The organism is uncultured Blautia sp. (assembly GCF_902497045.1).
GTDB lineage: Bacteria > Bacillota > Clostridia > Lachnospirales > Lachnospiraceae > Blautia_A.
In genome coordinates this window covers 1-23497 of sequence record NZ_CABVDF010000016.1, presented here as the reverse complement: position 1 = coordinate 23497, position 23497 = coordinate 1, and the positions used below count along the sequence as shown (strand labels likewise).

Genomic DNA, 23497 nt, shown 5'->3' with positions numbered 1-23497 from the left:
CACAAAGAATAAAAAGGATGTGACTCTATGGTATTTAACACAGGTGCAGCCCTTCTGGATGCAATAGTTCTTGCTATCGTATCCAAGGAACAGGATGGAACCTATGGTTACAAGATCACCCAGGATGTCCGCAGTGTTCTGGATATTTCAGAATCTACGCTGTATCCGGTGCTCAGAAGGCTCCAGAAGGATGAATGTCTGGAGACATATGATATGGCATACGAGGGCCGGAATCGCAGATATTATAAATTAACAGAAAAAGGATCTGCACAGCTGAATTTGTACAAAGTGGAATGGAAAAACTATTCTTCAAAAATTTCCAGACTGTTTGAAGGGGGAATTGGATAATGGACAGAAAAGAGTTTATGAAACAACTGGAACTTCTTCTTTCCGATATTTCAGAAGATGAGAGAAGAGAAGCTCTTGATTATTATGAAAGTTATTTTGATGAAGCGGGAGAAGAAGAGGAAGCTTCAGTAATACAGAAGCTTGGAAGCCCGGGTAAGGTGGCTGCCATCATCAAAGCAGATTTAAGAGAAAACAGTGCCTCTTCAGGAACCTATACAGAAAACGGGTATTATGATGAGAGGATGGAAGAGCCGGGGCAGATGCCCGGGGAGCGCGGTACTGACAGAAAAGAAAGAGGCTATCAGCCGAAAGAAAAACGTGGACGGGGCAAGCTTACACTGATATTGATCCTTCTGATTTTCCTTTCTCCATTTCTTGCAGGAGCAACAGGGGGTGTCATTGGAGTTTTAGTAACGGTTATTTTTCTTCCGTTTTTGTTAGTCTTTGGTGCAGGAGTCGGAGTGCTGGGGATGCTGATCGGTGGAATTACTATGATTTTTACAGGGATCGGTCTTTGCTTCAGTACCGCGGCTGCAGGTATCCTGACTGTTGGGATTGGATGCATTTTTATGGCGATAGGGCTTGCAGGTCTTGTATTTGTGGTCTGGATCGTGGGCAGCTTGTTTCCAAGATTTCTCAGATGGTTTACAGATTGGTGTCACAGACTTTTAAGCAAAGAAAGAAAGGATGGTAAGACTGTATGAAAAAATTTTCAAAGATCGTTTTAGGGACAGCGGCAGTTTTTGGTGTTCTGGGATGTGGATTTACCGTTGCAGGAGCTGCTATGGGAGCGTCTGTAGAAGAGATGAAGTATGAAGGAAGTAATATGCAGAAAGCAGTAAACAGGATGGTCCGGATGGTAGATCACTGGGATGAGGACGATGACTGGGATGACGACTGGGATGACGATGACTGGGACGAAAAGCAGGCAGTTCCGTCAGGAGACAGCGGGACGTATGAATTTGACAGCATTTCTTCTATGGATATTGAATTAAACTATGATGAGCTGATTCTTCGTGAAAGTGAAGACCGGAAAATTACAGTTACCGTTGATGGTGATGCAGCGGATCGTGTAAGGGTAAGTACAGAAGGCTCAGAGCTTCAGATTGAAAACAAAGATGATTACAGACCGGAGGAAAGAACAGTTACGATTACTTATCCTGCAGGAACAGAATTTACAGAGGTAAGCATTGATATTGACAAAGGAACGGCAGCTCTGGAGGATGACCTGAAAGCCGGGGAATTCAGTGTTTCCGTAGGAGCAGGAACTCTGGAAAATTACGGTATTGTAACAGCCGGACAGACAGATATTGAGGTTGGAGTGGGAACTGTGGAATTAACAGACCTGGATGCAGATTATATAGAGGCAGAATGCGGCGTAGGGATGATGTCTCTTGATGTTGCAGGCAGGAAGGAAGATTATAATTACCGTATCTCCTGCGGAGTGGGAAGTGTTCTCCTTGGGGAGGATGAATTTACGGGCCTTGGCTCAACAAAAAAAGTAGACAATAACGGAGCCTCCCGTAAGATGCAGTTAGAATGCGGAATGGGAACTCTGGAAGTGGACTTTGAGGAATAAGAGAAAGGAAGTAATGGATATGAGCAACAAACGCCTTTATAAATCATCAGTAAACTGTATGCTTTGCGGTGTATGTGGAGGAATTGCAGAATATTTTGATATTGATCCTACTCTGGTGCGTCTTGCCTGGGTGATCCTTACCTGCTTCGGAGGTGCAGGAATCTGGGCCTATATCATTGCAGCGATCATTATTCCAAGAGGATAAATACCTGTATAATCTTTATAAAACTGTCAATACTTCTGATGAACAGAAATATGGGTTACTGAGAACAGTAATATTAAGGAGTGTGAGTACAGTGAATAAAGAGAAAGAAGTAGAAAATTATCTGAATGGAGAGCTTTCCGAAGATGAAAGTCTGAAATATGAGATAGCCGAAGAACTGGGGCTTCTGGATCAGGTGCTGGAGAATGGCTGGAGAAGCCTTTCGGCCAAAGAAACCGGCCGGATCGGAGGGCTGATGACCCGCAGAAAAACCAATAGAAATAAATAATATTATTCAGGGAAAATCCCGCTGTCTGAAAAGGATGGCGGGATTTTTCTTTTTCTTAAAAATGTACAGTTGTAAAACAAATCTTCCTATGATATTCTTGAATTAACTGAAAAATCAGGCGGAAACGAACAAATTACTTTGTTGATTATTACATGAAAATCAGGATGTATCGGGGGAACAGAGGCAGAGATAAAAGGAGAAATTATGAACGAGATCATTAAAAGTTTATACAACAGAAAATCTATGAGAGTTTATGAAGAGAAACCCATTCCGGAAGAAATGAAAGAGGTCATTCTGGAGGCGGCAGCCCAGGCGCCGAGCGCAGGATGTCAGCAGCTTTATACCATTCTGGATATTACAGATGAGAAATTAAAGGAAGCGCTTTCTGAAACATGTGATCATCAGCCTTTTATTGCAAAAGCTCCCATGGTTCTGGTGTTCTGTGCAGACTGTAAAAAATGGTATGATACCTACCTGGAAGCTGGATGCAGTCCACGGAAACCTGGGATGGGAGACCTGATGCTGGCTGTGACAGACACGGCTATTGCTGCACAGAATGCAGTTGTGGCAGCAGAAAGCTTTGGTATCGGTTCCTGTTATATAGGTGATATTATGGAAAACTGTGAAGAGCAGCGCAGGCTTCTTCAGCTTCCGGAATATGTATTTCCGGCGGTGATGCTGGTGTTTGGGTGGCCTACAGAACAGCAGAAAAAAAGAACGAAGCCATTATGCTTTGACCAGAAGCATATTGTTCATGAAAATACTTATCGCAGCATGGACGGAGAAGAACTTCGGCAGATGTTCGCAGACAGATGCGGACAAAAATCTTTCGAGGAGTGGACAGAGGCTTTCTGTAACCGAAAATATGATTCGGATTTTTCCAGGGAGATGACTCGGTCAGTGGAGGAGTATCTGAAGCAGTTTCTCTGATTGCTGAGATCAATGGAGAGCATATCGGAAATTGTTCTGTTGGCAGCATGGGAATCTATCGGCGTTATGCTCACAGATGTGATATAGCAGTAGCCTTATACCGGAAATACTGCAATGCAGGGATGGGAGACCTGATGCTGGAATTAAAGAAGAAAGATTGTGAATAGTTTTTCAGGCGGAATTGCCTGACAGAAAGAGAGATTTAATTATGAAGCAAAAAAACAACACAACTGAGCTGGGCAAAGAAATTGTGATCCTGACTGCGGCCATGGTGATCATTTCTGCTGCAGTCTATTTTTTCCTGGTGCCAAGTGGGACATCTATCAGCAGTATTTCCGGTCTGGGGATTATACTGTCTCATTTTGTCCCCCTTCCATTATCGGTGATCACTATGATCTTAAATGTGGTGCTCCTTATCATAGGATTCCTGACCTGCGGTAAAGAATTCGGAGCAAAAACTGTTTATACCAGTATTATGCTTCCGGTGTTTCTGGGAATATATGAAAAGATATTTCCGAATTTTCATTCTCTTACGGACAGTCCGGAGCTGGATGTGATCTGTTATATTCTGGTAGTCAGTGCCGGATCCAGTATTCTTTTTAACAGAAATGCATCATCAGGAGGCTTGGATATTGTTGCAAAGATCATGAATAAATATCTGCATATGGAACTGGGAAAAGCCATGTCTCTGTCCGGAATGTGCATCGCCCTTTCAGCGGTTCTGGTGTATGATAAAAAAGCAGTCGTCTTAAGTGTTCTGGGAACTTATTTTAACGGTCTTGTGCTGGATCATTTTATTTTTGGACAGAACATTAAAAGAAGAGTCTGTATTATTACAAAGCATGAAAAAGAACTGAGAGAATTTATTCTTCATCATCTGCACAGCGGAGCCACTATTTATGAATCCATCGGCGCCTATAATATGCAGAAACGCAACGAGATCATTACCATTGTAGATAAAAGCGAATACCAGAAGCTGATGGATTATATGAATCATCAGGATCCGGAAGCTTTTATTACCGTATATACTGTGTCGGATATGAGATATCAGCCAAAAGTGTAAGAAAATATTTTGAGATGAAAGGAAGGTATTGTTATGAATATGAAAGAGTTTCAATGGGTAAGAGAACCACAGAAATATTTAGCAGAATCTGACCGCGTTGAGATCACAACGGAACCGCATACAGATCTGTGGCAGCGTACATACTATCATTTCAGAAATGATAATGCTCCGGTGTTCCAGATGGAAACAGAAGAAAAATTTTTTTCTTTTACAGTAAAAACTGATTTCAGCGAAAGCGGACACAGGTTTGACCAGTGCGGGATTGTTATGTATCTGGATTCAGACAACTGGCTGAAAGGATCAGTGGAATTTGAGAACGAAGAATTTCAGCATCTGGGATCTGTAGTGACAAATCATGGTTATTCAGACTGGGCGACCACAGCGATTTCAGCTGATGTGAAACAAATGTGGTATCGTTTCAGCCGCAGAGAGGACGATTATTGTATCGAATGCTCTTCGGATGGAGAAAACTTTTCTCAGATGAGAGTCTGTCATATGTGGGAAGGTGCGGGAAAGATACGTTTTGGAATTTATGCCTGCAGTCCGGAGGATTCCAGTTTTACCGCTGTATTTACTGATATGGAAATTACAGAGTGTATGTGGAAAGCTCATGACGGACAACAGCCTGATGTGGAATAGCTGAAAGAGCAGTATATTACTGCGGTAAATGGTGACCGGCAGCAGTTTATACAATTTTCATATCTTTTTTTTCTGCACAGATTGAAGAAATTTTTTAAAACTGATATACTGAAAAGTACGAGGAGGAAGGTACGGCAGTTTCATGATATGTGAGTCTGCAGGTACCTCTTTTTCATAAAACAGATCAATATTACAGGGAGTGCTGCATTTTTATGCATCAGACATTTATAAATGTTAAGACCAAAACATGTCTGGTAGGGCTGGCAGGGCGTTATTTATAAATATAATAGAAGCAAAGGCAGGAAAAAATATGAGGAGTCAGAATAATGCATATGTAAAGCTTGAAAAGGTATCCAAGATCTACGGCTCCGGGGAAGTGCGTATTGTTGCCGTGGATGAGATAAGCTTTGAGATCAATAAGGGGGAATTTGTAGTAGTGGTAGGACCCAGTGGCGCGGGAAAAACTACTGTCCTGAATATTCTGGGAGGTATGGATAAGGCCACCTCCGGTAAAGTGCTGGTAGATGGAACAGACATTGCAAAGTTTAATAATAAACAGCTTACCAGTTACAGAAGAGAAGACATTGGATTTGTATTCCAGTTTTATAATCTGGTTCCGAATCTTACTGCTCTGGAAAATGTGGAGCTTGCTCTTCAGATCTGCAAAGAGCCGCTGGATGCAAGAATGGTTCTGGAGGAGGTAGGGCTTAAGAATCGTCTGGGAAATTTCCCGGCGCAGCTTTCTGGAGGAGAACAGCAGCGTGTATCCATCGCAAGAGCGCTTGCAAAGAATCCCAAACTTCTTCTCTGTGATGAACCTACAGGCGCGCTGGATTATCAGACCGGAAAAGCAATACTGAAGCTTTTGCAGGATATGTGCAGGGAAAAAGGAATGACAGTGATCGTTATTACACACAACTCCGCACTGACACCTATGGCAGACCGTGTGATCAAAATTAAAAATGGAAAAGTTTCTTCCATGGTTCAAAACGAGAATCCTACTTCTGTGGAAAAAATCGAATGGTAGGTGAGGGTTATGAAAAAAGCACTGCATAAGGACTTCTGGATGGAAATAAAAAAGACAAAGGCAAGATTTATTTCCATATTCTGCATTGTATCCCTGGGAGTAGCATTTTTTTCCGGGATCCAGGCCAGTTCACCGGATATGAGATTGTCCGGAGATGCTTATTATACAGAAAATAAAATGATGGATCTGAAGGTGGTTGGAACTCTTGGCCTTACAGAGAAGGATGTTGATGCACTGAAAAAAGTAGAAGGCGTAGAATGGGCAGAGGGAGCCTGGGCGACAGATGTTCTTTGCGGAGAGGCGGATGCTCAGAAGGTTCTTCATGTGGAATCAATAAATAAAGATGTAAATGGGCTGACTGTAACAGAAGGAAGGCTTCCGGAAAAAAGCGGCGAGTGTTTTCTGGACGTGACCTTTGCGCAGGGAATGGGATATCAGATTGGCGACCAGATGGAATTTCGGGAGGATACCGAGGATCCATTTCTGAAAAAAAGAACCTACACTGTTACGGGGGTTGGAAGAACACCTCTTTACATATCTTTTAACAGAGGAAATACAACACTTGGATCCGGTGAGGTGAATGGCTTTGCATATGTACTTCCGGAGGATTTTGACCAGGAAATATATACCCAGATTTATATTCGGGCACATGGAGTGGATCAGGTAACGAGCTATACAGACGCCTATGATACCTTGGTAGAAAGGCTTCAGCAGAACGTAGAAGGAATCCAGAAAGAACGCTGTCTGGCCAGATATGAGGATGTTATGTCTGAGGCAGAGGAAAAGCTTGCAGATGCGGAACAGGAACTTGCCGACGGAAAAGCGGAGGCAGAAAAGGAGCTTGCAGATGCCAGGAAGGATCTGGAGGATGGAGAACAGGAGCTTGCCGACGGAAGAAAAGAATATGAAGAAGGCAAAAAACAGCTTGCAGATGCCAGAGAAAAGCTGAAGGACGGACGGGCACAGCTGGATACAGCGCAGCAGACCATAGCAGATGGAAGGATACAGCTTGCAGATGCCAGGGGGCAGCTTGCTTCCGGGTGGGAGCAGTTTCATGCCGGAGAAGCCCGGCTGTCAGAAGGATGGAGTCAATATAACAGCGGAAAACGGGAATATGATGCAGGTAAGGAAAAGCTGGAGAAGGCAAAAAAACAGCTTGCCGACGGAAAGAAAAAGCTGGAAGAAAGCAGATCTGCTCTTGATGAACAACAGAGACAGATTGAAGAGGGAATCCTTCAGGCTCAGAATGGAATCACAGCAATTGAGGCACAGATTACAGAACTGAACGCACAGATTCCCCAGATAGAAGCTGGTATCCAGCAGGCAGCAGAGGCAGAGGCACAGCTTCCTGCACTGCAGCAGGCACTGACTGCAGCCCAGAGAACAGCATCGGAGAAACAGTCAGCAGCAGATATGGCTCAGTCAGCGTTGGATGAAGCCATAAAAAAACTGGAAGCAGGTGAGATCACAGAGGAAGATCTGATTCCATTACAGGAAGCTTTGAATGCAGCTGCAGCAGAGCTGGAAGCCGCAAACGGAGCTGTGGCTCAGGCCCAGGCAGCTTTAGACACCTGCAGTGCGGCTGTGGCTAGGAAACCGGAATTGGAGGCTGGTCTTGCTGCCGCAAAGGAGGGTATTGCCCAGGCAGAGACAAAAAAGACGGAACTTGCATTAACCATAGAGCAGCTGCAGTCAGGCAGGACAGCTGTTGAAGAAGGACGGAAAAAACTGGAACAGGAGGGGAAGAAACTTCAGCAGGCAGAAAAGGAAATTTCTGCTAATGAAAAAAAACTTGCAGCCAGTGAAAAAAAGCTGAAGGAGAGTCTGGCAGTCCTTCAGAGCAGTCAGGCAGAGATTGATGCCAACAGACAAAGACTGAATGCCGCGCAGGCAGAGATCAATGCCAATGAACAGAAACTTGCAGACGGAGAGGCGGAGCTTGTACAGGGCAGGCAGGAGCTTGCGGACGGAGAGGCAGAGATTAAAGAAAATCAGCAGAAGCTGATCGATGCGGAAAAAGAACTTGCAGATGGAGAGGCAGAACTTGAAGATGGATGGAAAGAGTACCGGGACGGCGAAAAGGAGGCAGAGCAGGAGATTGCAGACGGCGAAAAGAAGATTGCCGATGCCCGGAAAGAAATCCAGGATATAGAAGAGCCGGAGTGGATCATTACAGACAGAAATGCTCTTCCGGAGTATTCTGATTACGGAGACAATGCAGACCGTATTAAGAATATCGGAGAAGTATTTCCGGTGATCTTTTTCCTGGTGGCAGCCTTGATCAGTCTTACCACTATGACAAGAATGGTAGAGGAACAGAGAACACAGATCGGAACTCTGAAGGCCTTGGGCTACGGTAAGTATGCTATTGCCTCCAAGTATCTGAACTATGCATTTCTGGCAACAGTGGGGGGAAGTGCGGCAGGAATTCTGATCGGTGAAAAGATCCTTCCCTATATCATTATCAAGGCATACGGGATCATGTACCACAATGTGGGAAATAACCTGGAGATCCACTATGAACTGAAATTTGCCCTTACAGCGTCTGTGGCAGCTGTAGTCTGTACAGTAGGCGCTACGGTGTTCGCCTGCTATAAGGTTCTGGCAGAGACTCCGGCCTCTCTGATGCGCCCGCCGGCGCCTAAGGAGGGGAAAAGGGTTCTTGTAGAAAAGATCACGATTTTGTGGAAGCATCTGAACTTTACCTGGAAATCCTGTCTGAGAAATCTTTTCCGCTACAAGAAGCGTTTATTTATGACGATTTTCGGCATTTCCGGAAGTATGGCTCTGATGCTGGTGGGATTCGGGATCAAAGATTCTATATCGGACATTGTGGTGAAGCAGTATGAAGAGCTTCAGCATTATGACGGAACTATTATCACAGATGAGGATGCTTCCCCGGAGGAAAGGACAAAACTCTCGGAATATTTAAAACAGAATAAAAAAATCCAGCGATTTACAAACATCCAGTTTACAAAGATCACTGCCCCAAGAGAAAAATCCAATATCAGCTGCTATCTTTATGTGCCGGAGGATATGGAAAATTTCCGGGAGGATGTGACACTGAGAAACCGTATCACAAAAGAAGGATATGAACTTACCGATGCGGGAGCTGTGATCAGTGAAAAAACAGCCAGACTTCTGGGACTGCAGGTGGGAGACAGTATTACTCTGGAAAAAGATCATGAGGAATATCAGGCCAGGGTGGCTGTGATCACAGAAAACTATATGGGGCATTATATTTATATGACTCCTGCAGTTTATGAGCAGACCTTTGGAGAAAAGCCTGTTTATGAGGATGTGATCTTTTCTCTTAAGGATGAATATCTGGATCAGGAGGAAGCAGTAGGAAAAGAAATACTTTCCCAGCCGGCAGCGTTGAGCATCAGCTATACTGCCAGTCTGGCAGCCCAGGTGGACCGTATGCTCAGCACATTGGGAATTGTGATCGTAGTCCTGATCGTTTCCGCAGGAATGCTTGCTTTTGTGGTTCTTTATAATCTGAATAATATTAATATAACAGAACGCCAGAGAGAACTGGCAACCTTAAAGGTACTGGGATTTTATGATAAGGAAGTTTCTCAGTATGTACTGAGGGAAAATATTCTTCTGACCATTGCCGGGATCATTTTCGGATCCGGCTTCGGAGTGATCCTTCATCGGTATATTATTGTCACAGTAGAGGTGGATGCGGTTATGTTCGGACGGAACATACGCCCGGTAAGCTTCCTTTACTGCGCAGTGATCACCTGTATCTTTTCACTGATTGTTAATCTGTTTATGCACAGGAAGCTGAAAAAGATCGATATGGTAGAATCTCTGAAATCTGTGGAATAAATTAACTGTGAAATTTCTGCGTTCCTGCTTGACAACCGCAAAAAATGTAATTATAGTAGGAAACATAGCAAAGGCGAGGAAAAAGAGGAGTATGCTTTTTTCCCTGACAGAGAGGAGCTTCCGCTGGCTGTAAGGAGCTCTCAGAAGGAGAAGGCAGAAGGTAGCTTTGGAGCCGGGAGGCTGATGGCCGGAGAAATAATCCAGAAACCGGCAGCAGGCTTTCACGTAGATCCTGCGTTAAAGGACAATGAGATGTGCAGTGGAAGACAGTTACAGATTTTGAAGCTCTCTGCATAATGAAGGTGGTACCGCGATAAGATTCGCCCTTCACACTTAGGTGTGAGGGGCTTCCTTTTTTCTTCCCCTCACCGTTTAGAAAAATATTCAGGAGGTTATTATGAGCAAAGAACTTGCAAAGACGTATGATCCGAAGGGACTGGAGGAACGTCTGTACAAAAAATGGATGGATAATGGTTATTTCCACGCAAAGGTAAATCCCGATAAGAAGCCTTTTACCATTGTGATGCCGCCGCCAAATGTTACCGGCCAGCTTCACATGGGCCACGCTCTTGATGAAACTATGCAGGATATCCTGATCCGCTTCAAAAGAATGCAGGGATATGAGGCTCTCTGGCAGCCGGGAACTGACCATGCAGCCATCGCTACAGAGGTTAAGGTTATTGACAAACTGAAACAGGAAGGCATCGACAAACATGAGATCGGCCGCGAAGAATTTCTGAAACATGCATGGGCATGGAAAGAGGAGTACGGCGGAAAGATCATCAATCAGCTGAAAAAGCTGGGCGCTTCTGCAGACTGGGAGAGAGAACGCTTTACCATGGATGAAGGCTGCTCCAAAGCTGTTCAGGAAGTGTTTATCAAGCTTTATGAAAAAGGTTATATCTATAAAGGATCCAGGATCATCAACTGGTGTCCTGTATGCCAGACTTCTATTTCCGATGCGGAAGTAGAGCATGAAGATCAGGACGGATTTTTCTGGCACATCAATTATCCCATCGTTGGAGAAGAAGGACGTTTTGTGGAAATTGCCACTACCCGTCCGGAGACTCTTCTGGGAGATACTGCCGTTGCTGTAAATCCTGAAGATGAAAGATATAAAGACCTGGTAGGAAAAATGCTGAAACTGCCTCTGACAGACCGTGAGATTCCGGTTGTGGCAGATGAGTATGTAGATAAAGAATTCGGAACCGGCTGTGTAAAGATCACACCGGCACATGACCCTAATGACTTCGAGGTAGGCAAGCGTCACAATCTTCCGGAGATCAACATCATGAATGATGATGCCACCATTAATTCTCTTGGCGGCAAGTATGCAGGAATGGACCGCTACGAGGCCCGTAAGGCAATGGTTGCGGATCTTGAGGAGCAGGGACTGCTGGTCAAAGTTGTTCCTCATTCTCACAGCGTTGGAACTCATGACCGCTGCGGAACAACAGTAGAGCCTATGATCAAGCCTCAGTGGTTTGTGCGTATGGATGAAATGGCAAAAGCTGCAATCGATGCTCTGAACGACGGAGATCTGGAGTTTGTTCCGGCAAGCTTTGGCAAAACATATCTTCACTGGCTGGAAAATATCCGTGACTGGTGTATTTCCCGTCAGCTGTGGTGGGGACACCGGATTCCGGCATATTACTGTGATGAATGCGGCGAGGTTGTTGTTGCCCGTGAGATGCCGGAGAAATGTCCGAAATGCGGCTGTACTCATCTTCATCAGGATGAAGATACCCTGGATACCTGGTTCAGTTCAGCCCTGTGGCCGTTTTCTACTTTAGGATGGCCGGACAAGACAGAAGAGATGGAGTATTTCTATCCGACGGATGTACTGGTAACCGGATATGATATCATTTTCTTCTGGGTTATCCGTATGGTATTTTCTGCTCTGGAACAGACTGGAAAGGCTCCTTTCCATCATGTTCTGATCCATGGTCTTGTAAGAGATTCTCAGGGAAGAAAAATGAGTAAATCTCTTGGAAATGGTATCGATCCGCTTGAAGTCATTGACAAATACGGCGCAGATGCCCTTCGTCTTACCCTGATCACCGGAAATGCACCGGGAAATGACATGCGTTTCTACTGGGAGAGAGTAGAATCCAGCCGTAACTTTGCAAACAAAATCTGGAATGCATCCAGATTTATCATGATGAATCTGGAAGGCCATGATGCAGCGGCACCGGAGGATATGAAGTCTCTGTGTTCGGAAGATCAGTGGATTTTGTCCAGACTGAATACAGTTGTCCGTGAAGTAACGGAAAATATGGAAAAATATGAGCTGGGTATTGCTGTACAGAAGGTTTATGATTTCCTGTGGGATGAGCTTTGTGACTGGTATATTGAAATGGCAAAGGTGCGTCTGTGGAAAGCAGAAGAGGATCCGAAAGGGGCAGGAGAGGCTCTGTGGACTCTTCGTACCGTTCTTACAGAAGGACTGAAGCTGCTTCATCCGTTTATGCCGTTTATCACAGAAGAAATTTATTGTACGCTTCTTCCGGAGGAAGATTCTATTATGATTTCCGAATGGCCGGTATATACAGACGAAAGAAACTTCCCTGAAGCGGAAAAGGCAGTAGAAGGATTCAAAGAAGTTGTGAGAGGTATCCGTAATACACGTACAGAAATGAATGTGCCTGTAAACCGCAAAACAAGTCTGTATATTGTAGGAAGAGATACAGATACCTGTGAAAGATATGAAGCCTGCAAAAAATCTTTCGTAAACCTGGCGTTTTCCAAGGAGATCCATGTACAGGAAAATAAAGAGGGAATCGGCGAGGATGCAGTTTCTGTAGTGGTTTCCGACGCAGTGGTTTATCTGCCGTTGGAGGATCTGGTCGACAGAGAAAAAGAAATGGAACGTCTGAAAAAAGAACAGGAGCGTCTTACAAAAGAGATCGCTCGCTGTCAGGGTATGCTGAATAACCCGAATTTTGTTAATAAAGCTCCTGCAGCCAAGGTAGATGCAGAAAAAGAAAAGCTTCAGAAATACGAAGAAATGATGGAAAAGGTAAACGTACAGCTTTCACAGATGCAGAAGTGATAAAGGAGCGTTAAGATGAAATGGTATGATGTGTGCAACAAGATTTCTCTGCTGCTTCATGCGCTGGTCAGTGCAGTAGGGTACTTTCTGATCGAGGCGATCAGCAGGCACTCTTTTACGGAAGCATGGAACTTTATGACGGGCAGGCCGTTGGTATTTGCCTATAATGCAGCACTGATCTTTACGACATCCCTGATCGTATATCTGTTCAGGAGAAGATGTTTTCTCCGTGTGTTTTTGTGTATGTTCTGGCTGCTGCTGGGAATCATAAACGGCGTGATACTGGCTACCCGTGTAACGCCGTTTACCGGCCCGGATCTTCATCTCCTGACGGATGGAATGGCTCTTCTGGAGAAATATCTTCCCAAGTGGGGAGTGATCGTGGCGCTTATCGTTCTGGGACTTTTTGCCCTGACTCTTTTTGGCCTTATCTTAAAAGGTCCGAAATTCAAAGGGAAGCTGAAATACAGATGGAACATTCCGCTGGTACTGGCCGGATTCCTGGTTTTTGCAGGGATAACACAGCTGGCGCTGGAAAAACGAGTGCTTTCTAATTATTTTGGAAATATTGCGTTTGCCTATGAGGATTATGGATATCCTTATTGTCTGGGTGTTACTATTTTTGACACTGGGATCACCTGCCCGCGGGATTATTCTGAAGGAGAGATCAAACGTATCGAAAATACGGAAAAGAATCTGCCGGAAACAAAGGATGGGGATCATCCGAATATTATCTTTCTGCAGCTGGAATCCTTCTTTGACCCTAAAATGGTAGATTATCTGGAAATGTCAGAGGATCCTATTCCTGTATTCCGAAAGCTGATGAAAGAATATACTTCAGGATATTATAAAGTGCCGTCAGTAGGCGCCGGTACGGCAAACACGGAGTTTGAGTCCATTACCGGAATGAGTCTTCATTATTTCGGACCGGGAGAATATCCTTATAAAAGTATCCTGAAAGAGACCACCTGCGAAAGCGCTCCGTATATTTTGAAGGACCTGGGATACTCTACTCATGCGATACATAACAATGAGGCAAACTTTTACGGAAGAAGATCTATCTTTCCAAATCTTGGATTTGATACCTTTACCTCTGCCGAGTATATGCCTGAGGAAGATGACAAAAATCCGCTGGGATGGACCAGGGACCGCGTTCTGACAGAAGAAATCCTTAAATGTCTGGATTCTACAGAAGACCAGCCGGACTATGTGTATACCATCTCTGTTCAGGGGCATGGATCTTATCCGGAAGAACCGGAACTGGAAGAACCGGAGATCACAGTAACCGGTTCTCCCACAGAGGCAAAGAACAATCAGTGGGAGTATTATGTAAATCAGATTCGGGAAATGGATGATTTTGTAAAGGAACTGACAGATGCTCTGGAAGAGTATCCGGAAGATGTGGTCCTGGTTATGTACGGAGATCATCTTCCTACCATGGATCTTACGGTGGAGGATGTGAAGAACCGATATCTCTTCCAGACACAGTATGTGATGTGGGACAACTTTGGACTTGAGAAAAAGGATGTAAATCTGGCGGCATATCAGATGGCGGCAGAAGTTCTGGATCGCGTTGGCATTCACGAGGGAACAATATTCCGGTATCATCAGGCCAGAAGAAACACAAAGAATTACCAGGTGGATCTGGAAACACTTCAATATGATCTTCTGTACGGTGAGCGTTATTCCTATGACGGAGAGAAACCATTTAAAAGGACAAAAATGCGGCTGGGCATTTATGATACGACATTGGATGGAATTTCTCTTGTGTCAGCCTGGGATCATACTTATCGGATCACGGGAACGAACTTTACACCTTCCAGTCAGGTGAAGCTTAATGGAGAATGGTATGATACCGTTTATGTAAATCCGACCACACTCATGATATCCGGTACAGAACTGGGAGATTTCGACAGACTTTCTGTTGTTCAGAGAAGCAACAGCTCGACCAGAAAAGCACTGAGCAAGAGTTACGATCGTTCCTGTTATATGCTGTATGATGAGAACAAATGGAAACTGCCGACGGAAGATAACTGATCCTGACGAATAAAAGATTACGATTAGTACTGGACATATTTCACCACTCATATATAATGATATCGTAGCGGTCTGTTACGGGGCGGGGCTCCGGCCGCTGCGAATACATTAGATGAAGTGGTGAATTTTTTTATGAATTACAGTGAAGCAGTTGCGTATATTGAAGAAACTCCGAAATTTACAACAAAAAACAAACTTTCTCACACAAAGGAATGCCTGGAACGTCTGGGACATCCGGAAAAAAAGTTTAAGGTTATTCATGTGGCGGGAACTAATGGAAAAGGAAGCACCTGTGCTTTTCTGACTTCTGTGTTCAGAGAAGCAGGATATTCCTGCGGACTTTTTACTTCTCCTCATCTGGTAGTGATCAATGAGCGCTTTCAGATCAATGAGAAGAATATTGACGATGATACTTTTCTGAAAGCTTTTGAAAAGGTAAAAACTCTTGCGGATCAGCTGGTAGCAGAGGGAAATTATCATCCTACGTATTTTGAGATGCTGTTTCTTATGGGAATGGTGATATTTGCAGATGCAGGGGTAGACTATGTAATGCTGGAAACGGGATTGGGAGGACGGCTGGATGCTACCACAGCTGTGGAAAATCCTATTGCCTGCGTGATCACATCCATTAGTTTTGATCACATGCAGTACCTGGGAAACACGATTGCTGAAATTGCTTCAGAAAAGGCGGGTATTATCGTACCGGGAGTGCCGGTGATCTATGATGGAAATGATCCTGAGGCAGCGCAGGTGATCCGTCGTCAGGCGGAAGAACTTGGAAGCCCGTTTTATGAGGTGAAAAAAACAGATTCACAGATTCTGAGAAATACAAAAGCGGGCATTGATTTTTCTGTAGATAATGCGTATTATGAAAATACAGTTTTCTCTATTCCGTTTATTGCAGGATATCAGGTGATGAATGCCTCCCTTGTGCTGAAAACAGCAGAGGTCCTGAAGGATACGGTGAAGCTCCCGAAGGAGGCTGTTCTGAAAGGCCTGAAAGAGACACGCTGGCAGGGACGTATGGAGACGATTCTGCCCGGTGTGATCGTGGATGGCGCGCATAATGAGGACGGAGTGGAGAAATTTGTGGAGACAGCGGAACATTTTCAGAAGAATCATCCTCTTACTTTGCTGTTTTCTGCTGTGGATGATAAGGATTATACAGATATGATCCATACGGTTCTGGGAAGAATTAAATTCCGCCATGTTGTGGTGACACAGGTAGGCGGATACAGAAAAGTACCATCAGAGCAGCTTGCGGAGATATTCCGTCAGGAAGGCTGTGAGTCCGCTGAAAGCTGTGAGGATGTGGAGACTGCATTTAAGAAGGCTCTTGATTTAAAAGGTGAGGACGGAATGTTGTTCTGTGTAGGTTCTCTTTATCTGGTAGGCGAGATTAAAGCAATCCTTCAGAGAGAACAGTAAGGAGGAAACATATGATAGATTACGAAGAGGAACTGAAAAAGTTTGAACCATGTCTGGATGTGACGGATGCAGAGGGAGCAATTTATGAGAGAGAACTGACCGATATTCTTGATGTGCTCCAGGAGGTGCTGCGTGAAGCCAAAAGCAGCAGACGTGTAAGACAATAAGGAGAATTCTGCAGATGAATTGTGTGAACTGCGGTGCATTTCTGACAGATGCAGATCTGGACTACTGTCCAAGCTGCGGATATAATGTACTGATCCAGAAAAAAGTAGACTATCTTTCGAAAAGCTTATACAATCAGGGACTGGAGAAAGCAAGCATACGTGATCTTTCAGGGGCGATTGCCTGTCTGAAACAAAGTCTGATCTATGATAAGAAAAATATCCAGGCACGAAATCTTCTGGGGCTTGTTTATTTTGAGACGGGTGAGGTGGTAGCTGCGCTCAGTGAATGGGTCATCAGCAAAAACCTCCAGCCGGCCAGAAATCTTGCCTCTGAATATATTGCCAAACTGCAGGCAAACTCCAATAAGCTGAAAGCAATCAATGTAACGATCAAAAAATACAATCATGCGCTGCTTCTCTGCAGAGAAGGCCATGAGGATATGGCTGCCATCCAGCTTCGAAGGATTCTTTCGCAGAATCCGAAGCTGATCAAGGGATATCATCTTCTTGCTTTGATCCAGATTAAAAACCAGGAATGGAATAAGGCCAGAAGAACTTTAAAGAAAGCTGCCAGGATCGATAAGACAAACACTACCACTTTACGGTTTTTGAGAGAGGTAGAGGAACAGACCGGTGTACCCACCAGACTGGAACGGCAGAAAAAAGGATTTTTTCACAGTAATCGGAATAAAGAACCGGAATATGATCCTGCAGAAAGCGAACTGACACTGCATCCTCCTGTTTATCGGGAAAGAGTAAGACTGCCGATCTTTTTGCTTCTGATGTCAGGAATAGTTACAGGTGCAGCTGCTTTCTGGCTTCTTGCAGTGCCGGCTATCAAGCAGGGAATTTATAAGGAAGCCAATGCTCAGATTGTTCAGTACAGCGAGTCACTGGCTACTCAGGGAGCTGAACTGACAAAAGCCCAGGGAGAGGCTCAGGAATCCGGAAATACAGCTGAGGCGGTTTCTGCGAAGCTTGAAGAGGAACAGGCGAGAAGTCAGAGCTATGAGGCTCTTATGACAGCGTATACTTATTATCAGCAGCAGAATCTGGATGAAGCGGCAATGGCTGTAAAAAATGTTCAGGTAGATGTTCTGTCGGACGCTATGAAATCTATTTACATTACAGTGAGAGATGCAACAGGGACTGCGGGTATTGGTGATACAGAATATAAGCCGGAAACTTCTTCCGAAGACAGTGGTGAAGCCGGGTCTTATGATGAAGGCTCTTATGGAGAAGAATCTTATGATGAAGGCTCTTATGGAGAAGAATCTTATGATGAGGGCTCTTATGATGAAGGTTCTTATGATGAGGGATACTATGAAGAATACTGATATGGCGATGGAGATGTGATCGCCATATTTATAAGAGAAACCTCGGAGACAGAGGATGTGCAGAGATGCATATCCTCTTTTTCTGTACAGAAAAATGAGGAAAAATGGAATAAAAACCAGAATAAGGGGGAAAATAAGGAATGAATACAATGTTCCATCAGGACGGTTCTGTGTTGACCGTTCATCTTCCGGCAGATGTTGACCATCCGATATCGGATGAGATCAGACGGGAATCAGACAGAATCATAGAAAATGTATATATAAGAACCATGATCTTTGATTTTGAAAAGACCGATTTTATGGATAGTTCAGGTATCGGACTCCTTATGGGAAGATACCGGGCTCTTGGAATGCGTCAGGGATGCATCCGTGCTGTTCAGGTCAGCAGTCATATAGACAGACTTCTGCATTTGTCGGGAGTGCACAAGTATATAGAGATTCAAAAATCAGAAGGAGAGGGGATGATATAATGGAAAATACAAATGAAATGACTTTGATTTTTGACAGCCGTCCTGTAAATGAAGGGCTGGCACGGATTACGGCAGCTTCTTTCTGTACGCAGCTGAATCCGACACTGGAAGAAGTTGCAGATTTGAAGACTGCTGTATCTGAAGCGGTGACCAACTGCATTATTCACGGATATGAAGGAGAGATACATAAGATTAGAATGGATCTGAGACGAAAAGGTCAGGAACTTTTTGTGGATATTACAGATCAGGGAGTTGGGATTGCTGATATAAAAAAAGCAATGGAACCTCTTTACACATCCAAACCGGAGAAAGAACGATCCGGAATGGGATTTACTTTTATGGAAGCTTTTATGGATGAAGTAACAGTGGATTCTGCGGTAGGAGTCGGAACTTCTGTCCACATGAAAAAGACCATTCGAAGGTAAAGGAGAGCTGATGGAACATACTCTTGCCCTGATCGGGCGTGCGCACCAGGGGGATAAAGAGGCAAGAGACACTTTGTTTGAAGAAAATACGGGACTTATCTATAGTGTGGCAAAAAGATTTTTGGGCCGCGGCGTTGAGATGGAGGATCTTTTTCAGATAGGAAGCATTGGACTTTTGAAAGCGGTAGATAAATTTGATACAGGATTTGACGTAAAATTTTCTACTTATGCAGTACCGATGATCGCAGGAGAAATCAGACGTTTTCTAAGAGATGACGGAATATTGAAGGTCAGCAGGACTATGAAAGAAAACTATTATCGTATCTGCCAGGAAAAAGAGAGACTGGAAAGAGCTTTAGGACGCGAACCTGATATAAGAGAGCTTTCTGCAGCTTTGGAGATGCAGCCGGAAGAACTGGCTTTGACTATGGAATCCGGAGTTCCTGTGGAATCTATTTACCGGACGGTATATCAGGGAGAGGGCACGGAAATCACGCTGGCTGACAGATTGGAAGAAAAACAGGATCATCAGGAGAAAATACTTAATAAGATTTTTCTGGAAGAAATATTGGGAAAACTGGAAAAAGAAGAAAGACAACTGATCTGTATGAGATATTTTAAAGATATGACCCAGACGGAGATTGCCGGCCGTCTGGGTGTGTCTCAGGTGCAGGTATCAAGGATGGAAAGAAGAATCATGAAGCGGCTGAAAGTTTTTTATGAAGGGGAATGATTTTTGGGGGTAAGCTGCTTTCGGTTGATATCTTCAATAATAGTGGTATTCACATTATCTTCGTAGGTCCGCATTTGTACCTGCATAGGAGACGGATCTGAGGTGATCCGCATCCGGCTGAAATGATTAAAAAAGAACAGGACGCCCAGTCCAAGACCTACAGAATAAGTGATTTCAAGAATGGTAAATCCACTGGATACATGCCCGGTTACCTGCTCATAGATCTGCTGGAAAAGTTTTTCCACATCTGCATCTGCATTAAAGGTCATAATAGAAAAGGCTGCTCCGAAAAAGGAAGCGAGACAAACAAAGACAGTTTTGACCCAGTGAAAAAGGATATGAGGTGTATCCGGCTGCTGGTAGGTAAGGATAAAATCGGGTTCTCCTATGTGGGTGATATCCAGATTCGGTTCTTTTTTCTGGATAAGATCAATAAGATCCATGGCAGACATTACATATCTGCCTGGCTGATCTGGTTTCAGTGTGACTACAGGCAGGACGCGCAGGCGGTTCAGTGTTTTCGGGTCTGTACAGGACAGGCGGGCGATATCCTGAAGATATACATGGGGATGCCGGACCTGTATATTACGGTCCAGCTGTAAATAGAGCGTGGAACTCATAGAAGCTGCTCCTTTCGGCTGAAGTTATTTTTTCATTTGAGGACGAAATATGAGACTGGCGATCCATGAAAAGATCAGAGCGGCGGAAACTCCGGCAGAACATGCAGTAAAGCCTCCGGTAAAAAGTCCAAGCAGTCCTTGCTGATCGATTGCTTTTTTCATTCCTTTCCACAGAATCTGTCCAAATCCCAAAAGAGGAACAGAAGCACCGGCGCCGGCGTAGTCTGTAAGAGGCTGATACAGCCCTAATGCGCTGAGGACAGCACCGGAACATACAAGAAGAACCATGACCCGTCCGGGAAGAAGTTTTGTTTTATCAAGAAGAATCTGGACCAGGGCGCAGATAGCGCCGCCCACCCAGAATGCGTTTATATAATCCATTAGTATACCTCCTGATCAGAGATCTCTGTGTTCAATGACAACTGCGTGGGCAATACCTGGAATGGAAGCTCCTTCATTATAGCTGACCTTTGAAAGCATGGCGCCGGTCGGCACAAAAAGAATTCTTTTCCAGGTTCCTCGTGCAACTTCAGGCAGAATGCAGGCTGCAAGAACAGCTGCAGAGCATCCGCATCCGCTTCCGCCGGAATGTGTGTCCTGGGTTTTGTTATCGTAGATCATAAGTCCGCAGTCCTTATGGATGTTACGGATGTCGATCTGTTTTTCAGAAAGAAGGTCCAGAAGGATCTGCTGGCCTATCATGCCCAGATCACCGGTAAATATGGCATCGTAATCTTCGGGAGTCCGTCCAAAGTCATAAAGATTCTGATATATGGTACTGCAGGCAGCAGGAGCCATGCATCCGCCCATGTTCAGAGAATCTTTAAAGCCGAAGTCTGTGATTTTTCCGGTAGTGATTCCTGTGATCACAGCGCAGCCATTATGGAATCTCATAGTATCTGTGCTTTTTGGGGACTTTGATACCGGAGGGGTGCATCCCAGCACACAGGCTCCGCTTCCGGTTACAGTCCAGGTAGCGGATAACGGACGCTGGTTTCCGTATCCCAGTGGAAAACGGAATTCTTTTTCGGCAGTGGCAAAATGGCTGGAAGCTGCACAGAGTATATGATCTCCATATCCTGCAGCTGCAGCCATAGCGCCCAGGGATAAAGCTTCGCCCATAGTGGAACAGGCCCCGTACAGACCGTAATAAGGGATTCCTGTTTCAGCTATTCCAAAGGAAGAAGCAATGGTCTGGGCCAGAAGGTCTCCTGCAAAGATCATGCGGATATCGGAAGATCTCAGGCCTGCTTTTCCTATGGCAAGGAAGGCAGTTTCTTTCTGGAGAGTACTTTCGGCGGCCTCCCATGTTTTTTCTCCGAAAAGGGGATCCTGGGAGATCATGTCAAAAAGCTCACCAAGAGGTCCGTCGCCTTCTTTTTGACCGGTGATGGAGGCTGCGCTTTCAATATAGACCGGCTGAAGAAATTCTATACTTGCTGCTCCGTAAGGAATACCTGGCTTCATGAGATCACCTCCATTATTTTCAGGGCATAATAGATGATGCCAAGTCCCCAGGAACTGAGAATCCCATAAAGGATCACCGGCCCTGCGATTGTAAAGATCTTACATCCGATTCCGAATACTTGTCCTTCTGTCTGAAATTCAATTGCAGAAGCGGCTACAGAATTGGCAAATCCAGTGATCGGTACCAGAGAACCGGCTCCGCCGAACTTTCCGATTCGGGGATAGATATTAAGTCCGGTAAGGATAACGCTGAAAAGGATCAGGATCAGGGAACACCAGGTACCGGCGGTTTCCTTATCAAGTCCAAAGGATGAGGCTGTATTCAGTATCCACTGTCCAAAGGTACAGATCAGGCCTCCGGTCAAAAAGGCTTTTGCCATGTTCAGCGGAAGACTGTGGGACGGAGTGATCTTTTTTACATATTGTTGATATTGTTTTTGTTTTTTTAATTGTTCAGAAGTTGACATATCTGATTTCCTTTCTGAAAAATTCCTTTTGACTTTTATATTGTTTATGAATATAATTTTGGAGGATTACCACCCAAAATAATAATAGAGAAATGCCCCGATGGATTTTCCGGCAGCAATAGACAGAATAATCAGGGGAAGTCCTCTGTTCAGGCGTATCCTACGCGCAAAAACAGGAAACATATCTGCTATTTCAGCGAGAGCCAGTATCCATCCTCCGAGAAAAAAACCGGAAAAAATACCGAAGATCAAAAGAAAGGGACGGCCTGCAGGAAAAGGAAGATGAAAAAGAAAGAAAAGGTTTCCGAAAAAGATTCCCAGAAAGCTTATATCTTCGTACAACAGGATATGTTCGGCGGTATGGGTGATTCCTGCATATCGGGGAACTACGGAAAGCGCAATGAGAAGGCCGGCCACACCGCTGGCAATTACAATTCCGGAACAAAGTCCGAGAATTCCAAGAAATACCTGATCCCACATAAAAAACTCCTTTCTGCTGTTTTAGTGGTTATTATATAAAAATCCTCATAAAATATACGGCAATTCTTAAAAAACTATGAAAACCTGTACTTTTCGTACGTCGGATAGTATAATTAGAAAAGATGATTAATGACGCAGGAGGTTTGCGTATGTACGACTCATATTCCCGAATGGAATTATTATTGGGACAGTCAGGGGTAGATCGCCTGGGCAGGGCACAGATAGCGGTTTTTGGTCTGGGAGGAGTTGGATCTTATGCGGTAGAAGCACTTGCACGATGCGGTGTGGGAAGTCTTACACTGGTAGATCATGATGTAGTGTCAGCAACGAATATAAACAGACAGCTGTTTGCTCTGAATTCAACTATTGGCCGTAAAAAAGTCCAGATAGCCAAGGACAGGATACGGGATATTGACGAAAATATCCTGGTGCATACCTATGAGACTTTTTATAATAAAGATACAGCAGGGATGTTTGATCTTAAATCTTATGATTACATCATAGATGCCATTGATACGATGGAGTCAAAGCTTCTTCTCATTGAACAGGCTGCAGCAAGCCATACACCGGTAATATCCTGTCTGGCAACAGAGGGGCGGATCGATCCGTCCAGGTTTGAGATCGCAGATATTTCCAGAACAGGAAATATTTGCCCTGCAGCGAAAAAAATGCGTTCCGAACTTCGTAAAAAAGGAATTCGTAAAGTGAAAGTGCTGTATTCCCGGGAACGCTGCCCACGGGGAAACGGAATAGAAAAAGGAACTCTGACCGGCAGTATATCTTTTGTTCCCGGCGTGGCAGGAATGCTGATTGCCGGAGAGGCGGTCAGAGATCTTCTGATGGAAAAGAAAAAGAAAAATTAAAAAATAAATAGAAAGTGTGAGGAAAAGAATCTGTGAA

General features: G+C 44.4%; 24 protein-coding genes and 1 other annotated feature. Of the genes, 19 read left to right on the top strand and 5 right to left on the bottom strand.

Features of this window, described 5'->3' with window-relative positions; genetic code table 11:
* Window positions 1-27 precede the first annotated feature (27 nt).
* The 18 genes from RDS42_RS02875 (at window position 28) to RDS42_RS02790 (ending at window position 19563) form a co-directional block, all read left to right on the top strand.
* On the top strand, window positions 28-348 hold the full coding sequence (locus RDS42_RS02875; protein WP_177275934.1) for a PadR family transcriptional regulator: 321 nt from the start codon (window positions 28-30) through the stop codon (window positions 346-348).
* The gene (locus RDS42_RS02870) at window positions 348-1052 is read left to right on the top strand and encodes a DUF1700 domain-containing protein (RefSeq protein ID WP_308782284.1); all 705 of its coding nucleotides are present in this window, start codon (window positions 348-350) and stop codon (window positions 1050-1052) included. The genes RDS42_RS02875 and RDS42_RS02870 overlap by 1 nt, the downstream gene beginning before the upstream one ends.
* Window positions 1049-1927 (top strand): DUF2807 domain-containing protein, encoded by an 879-nt coding sequence (locus RDS42_RS02865; protein ID WP_308782283.1) that lies wholly within the window; start codon window positions 1049-1051, stop codon window positions 1925-1927. Before RDS42_RS02870 ends, RDS42_RS02865 begins: the two co-directional genes overlap by 4 nt.
* A gap of 19 nt (window positions 1928-1946) precedes the next feature.
* Complete coding sequence (locus tag RDS42_RS02860; RefSeq protein WP_022068565.1) at window positions 1947-2132, top strand: PspC domain-containing protein; 186 nt, start codon at window positions 1947-1949, stop codon at window positions 2130-2132.
* A 91-nt stretch (window positions 2133-2223) separates the two neighbouring features.
* Entirely contained in the window at window positions 2224-2418 is a 195-nt protein-coding gene (locus RDS42_RS02855) for a small, acid-soluble spore protein, alpha/beta type (protein WP_308782282.1), read from the top strand.
* Between the two features lie 204 nt (window positions 2419-2622).
* On the top strand, window positions 2623-3348 hold the full coding sequence (locus tag RDS42_RS02850; RefSeq protein ID WP_308782281.1) for a nitroreductase family protein: 726 nt from the start codon (window positions 2623-2625) through the stop codon (window positions 3346-3348).
* Between the two features lie 208 nt (window positions 3349-3556).
* Window positions 3557-4411, top strand: a complete 855-nt coding sequence (locus RDS42_RS02845) for a YitT family protein (RefSeq protein ID WP_308782280.1) — start codon at window positions 3557-3559, stop codon at window positions 4409-4411.
* Between the two features lie 33 nt (window positions 4412-4444).
* The gene (locus RDS42_RS02840) at window positions 4445-5050 is read left to right on the top strand and encodes a DUF1349 domain-containing protein (RefSeq protein ID WP_308782279.1); all 606 of its coding nucleotides are present in this window, start codon (window positions 4445-4447) and stop codon (window positions 5048-5050) included.
* Window positions 5051-5360: 310 nt separating this feature from the next.
* Window positions 5361-6077 carry an ABC transporter ATP-binding protein gene (locus RDS42_RS02835; RefSeq protein ID WP_308782278.1) on the top strand — a complete coding sequence of 239 codons (717 nt, stop codon included), beginning with the start codon at window positions 5361-5363 and terminating at the stop codon, window positions 6075-6077.
* A 9-nt stretch (window positions 6078-6086) separates the two neighbouring features.
* Window positions 6087-9914: an FtsX-like permease family protein gene (locus RDS42_RS02830; RefSeq protein WP_308782277.1), complete on the top strand. Its 3828-nt coding sequence runs from the start codon at window positions 6087-6089 to the stop codon at window positions 9912-9914.
* Window positions 9915-9981: 67 nt separating this feature from the next.
* Window positions 9982-10245, top strand: a binding site (T-box leader).
* 66 nt (window positions 10246-10311) lie between these two features.
* Complete coding sequence (locus RDS42_RS02825; RefSeq protein ID WP_308782276.1) at window positions 10312-12966, top strand: valine--tRNA ligase; 2655 nt, start codon at window positions 10312-10314, stop codon at window positions 12964-12966.
* Between the two features lie 15 nt (window positions 12967-12981).
* Window positions 12982-15003: an LTA synthase family protein gene (locus RDS42_RS02820; protein ID WP_308782275.1), complete on the top strand. Its 2022-nt coding sequence runs from the start codon at window positions 12982-12984 to the stop codon at window positions 15001-15003.
* Window positions 15004-15135: 132 nt separating this feature from the next.
* Window positions 15136-16431 carry a folylpolyglutamate synthase/dihydrofolate synthase family protein gene (locus RDS42_RS02815; protein WP_308782274.1) on the top strand — a complete coding sequence of 432 codons (1296 nt, stop codon included), beginning with the start codon at window positions 15136-15138 and terminating at the stop codon, window positions 16429-16431.
* An 11-nt stretch (window positions 16432-16442) separates the two neighbouring features.
* Window positions 16443-16598 carry a hypothetical protein gene (locus RDS42_RS02810; protein WP_308782273.1) on the top strand — a complete coding sequence of 52 codons (156 nt, stop codon included), beginning with the start codon at window positions 16443-16445 and terminating at the stop codon, window positions 16596-16598.
* 14 nt (window positions 16599-16612) lie between these two features.
* The gene (locus tag RDS42_RS02805; protein WP_308782272.1) at window positions 16613-17935 is read left to right on the top strand and encodes a hypothetical protein; all 1323 of its coding nucleotides are present in this window, start codon (window positions 16613-16615) and stop codon (window positions 17933-17935) included.
* A gap of 140 nt (window positions 17936-18075) precedes the next feature.
* Window positions 18076-18405 (top strand): anti-sigma factor antagonist, encoded by a 330-nt coding sequence (locus tag RDS42_RS02800; protein WP_308782271.1) that lies wholly within the window; start codon window positions 18076-18078, stop codon window positions 18403-18405.
* Window positions 18405-18830, top strand: a complete 426-nt coding sequence (gene spoIIAB, locus RDS42_RS02795; protein ID WP_308782270.1) for an anti-sigma F factor — start codon at window positions 18405-18407, stop codon at window positions 18828-18830. The genes RDS42_RS02800 and spoIIAB overlap by 1 nt, the downstream gene beginning before the upstream one ends.
* A 10-nt stretch (window positions 18831-18840) precedes the next feature.
* The gene (locus RDS42_RS02790; RefSeq protein ID WP_308782269.1) at window positions 18841-19563 is read left to right on the top strand and encodes a SigB/SigF/SigG family RNA polymerase sigma factor; all 723 of its coding nucleotides are present in this window, start codon (window positions 18841-18843) and stop codon (window positions 19561-19563) included.
* Here RDS42_RS02790 and RDS42_RS02785 read toward each other — a convergent pair.
* The 5 genes from RDS42_RS02785 to RDS42_RS02765 all read right to left on the bottom strand — a co-directional run bounded on the left by RDS42_RS02785 (window position 19548) and on the right by RDS42_RS02765 (window position 22597).
* A complete protein-coding gene (locus RDS42_RS02785) occupies window positions 19548-20183 on the bottom strand; it encodes a stage V sporulation protein AA (protein WP_308782268.1) in 636 nt (211 codons plus the stop codon). The genes RDS42_RS02790 and RDS42_RS02785 overlap by 16 nt on opposite strands.
* Window positions 20184-20207: 24 nt before the next feature.
* Window positions 20208-20564, bottom strand: a complete 357-nt coding sequence (gene spoVAE / locus RDS42_RS02780) for a stage V sporulation protein AE (RefSeq protein WP_308782267.1) — start codon at window positions 20562-20564, stop codon at window positions 20208-20210.
* A gap of 15 nt (window positions 20565-20579) precedes the next feature.
* A complete protein-coding gene (locus RDS42_RS02775; protein ID WP_308782266.1) occupies window positions 20580-21650 on the bottom strand; it encodes a stage V sporulation protein AD in 1071 nt (356 codons plus the stop codon).
* On the bottom strand, window positions 21647-22117 hold the full coding sequence (locus RDS42_RS02770; protein ID WP_308782265.1) for a SpoVA/SpoVAEb family sporulation membrane protein: 471 nt from the start codon (window positions 22115-22117) through the stop codon (window positions 21647-21649). Before RDS42_RS02770 ends, RDS42_RS02775 begins: the two co-directional genes overlap by 4 nt.
* A 66-nt stretch (window positions 22118-22183) precedes the next feature.
* Entirely contained in the window at window positions 22184-22597 is a 414-nt protein-coding gene (locus tag RDS42_RS02765) for a stage V sporulation protein AB (protein ID WP_308782264.1), read from the bottom strand.
* A 149-nt stretch (window positions 22598-22746) separates the two neighbouring features.
* On the opposite strand from RDS42_RS02765, the gene RDS42_RS02760 reads away from it, so the two are divergent.
* Window positions 22747-23460, top strand: coding sequence for a tRNA threonylcarbamoyladenosine dehydratase (locus tag RDS42_RS02760; protein ID WP_308782263.1), 714 nt, complete (start codon window positions 22747-22749; stop codon window positions 23458-23460).
* Window positions 23461-23497 lie beyond the last annotated feature (37 nt).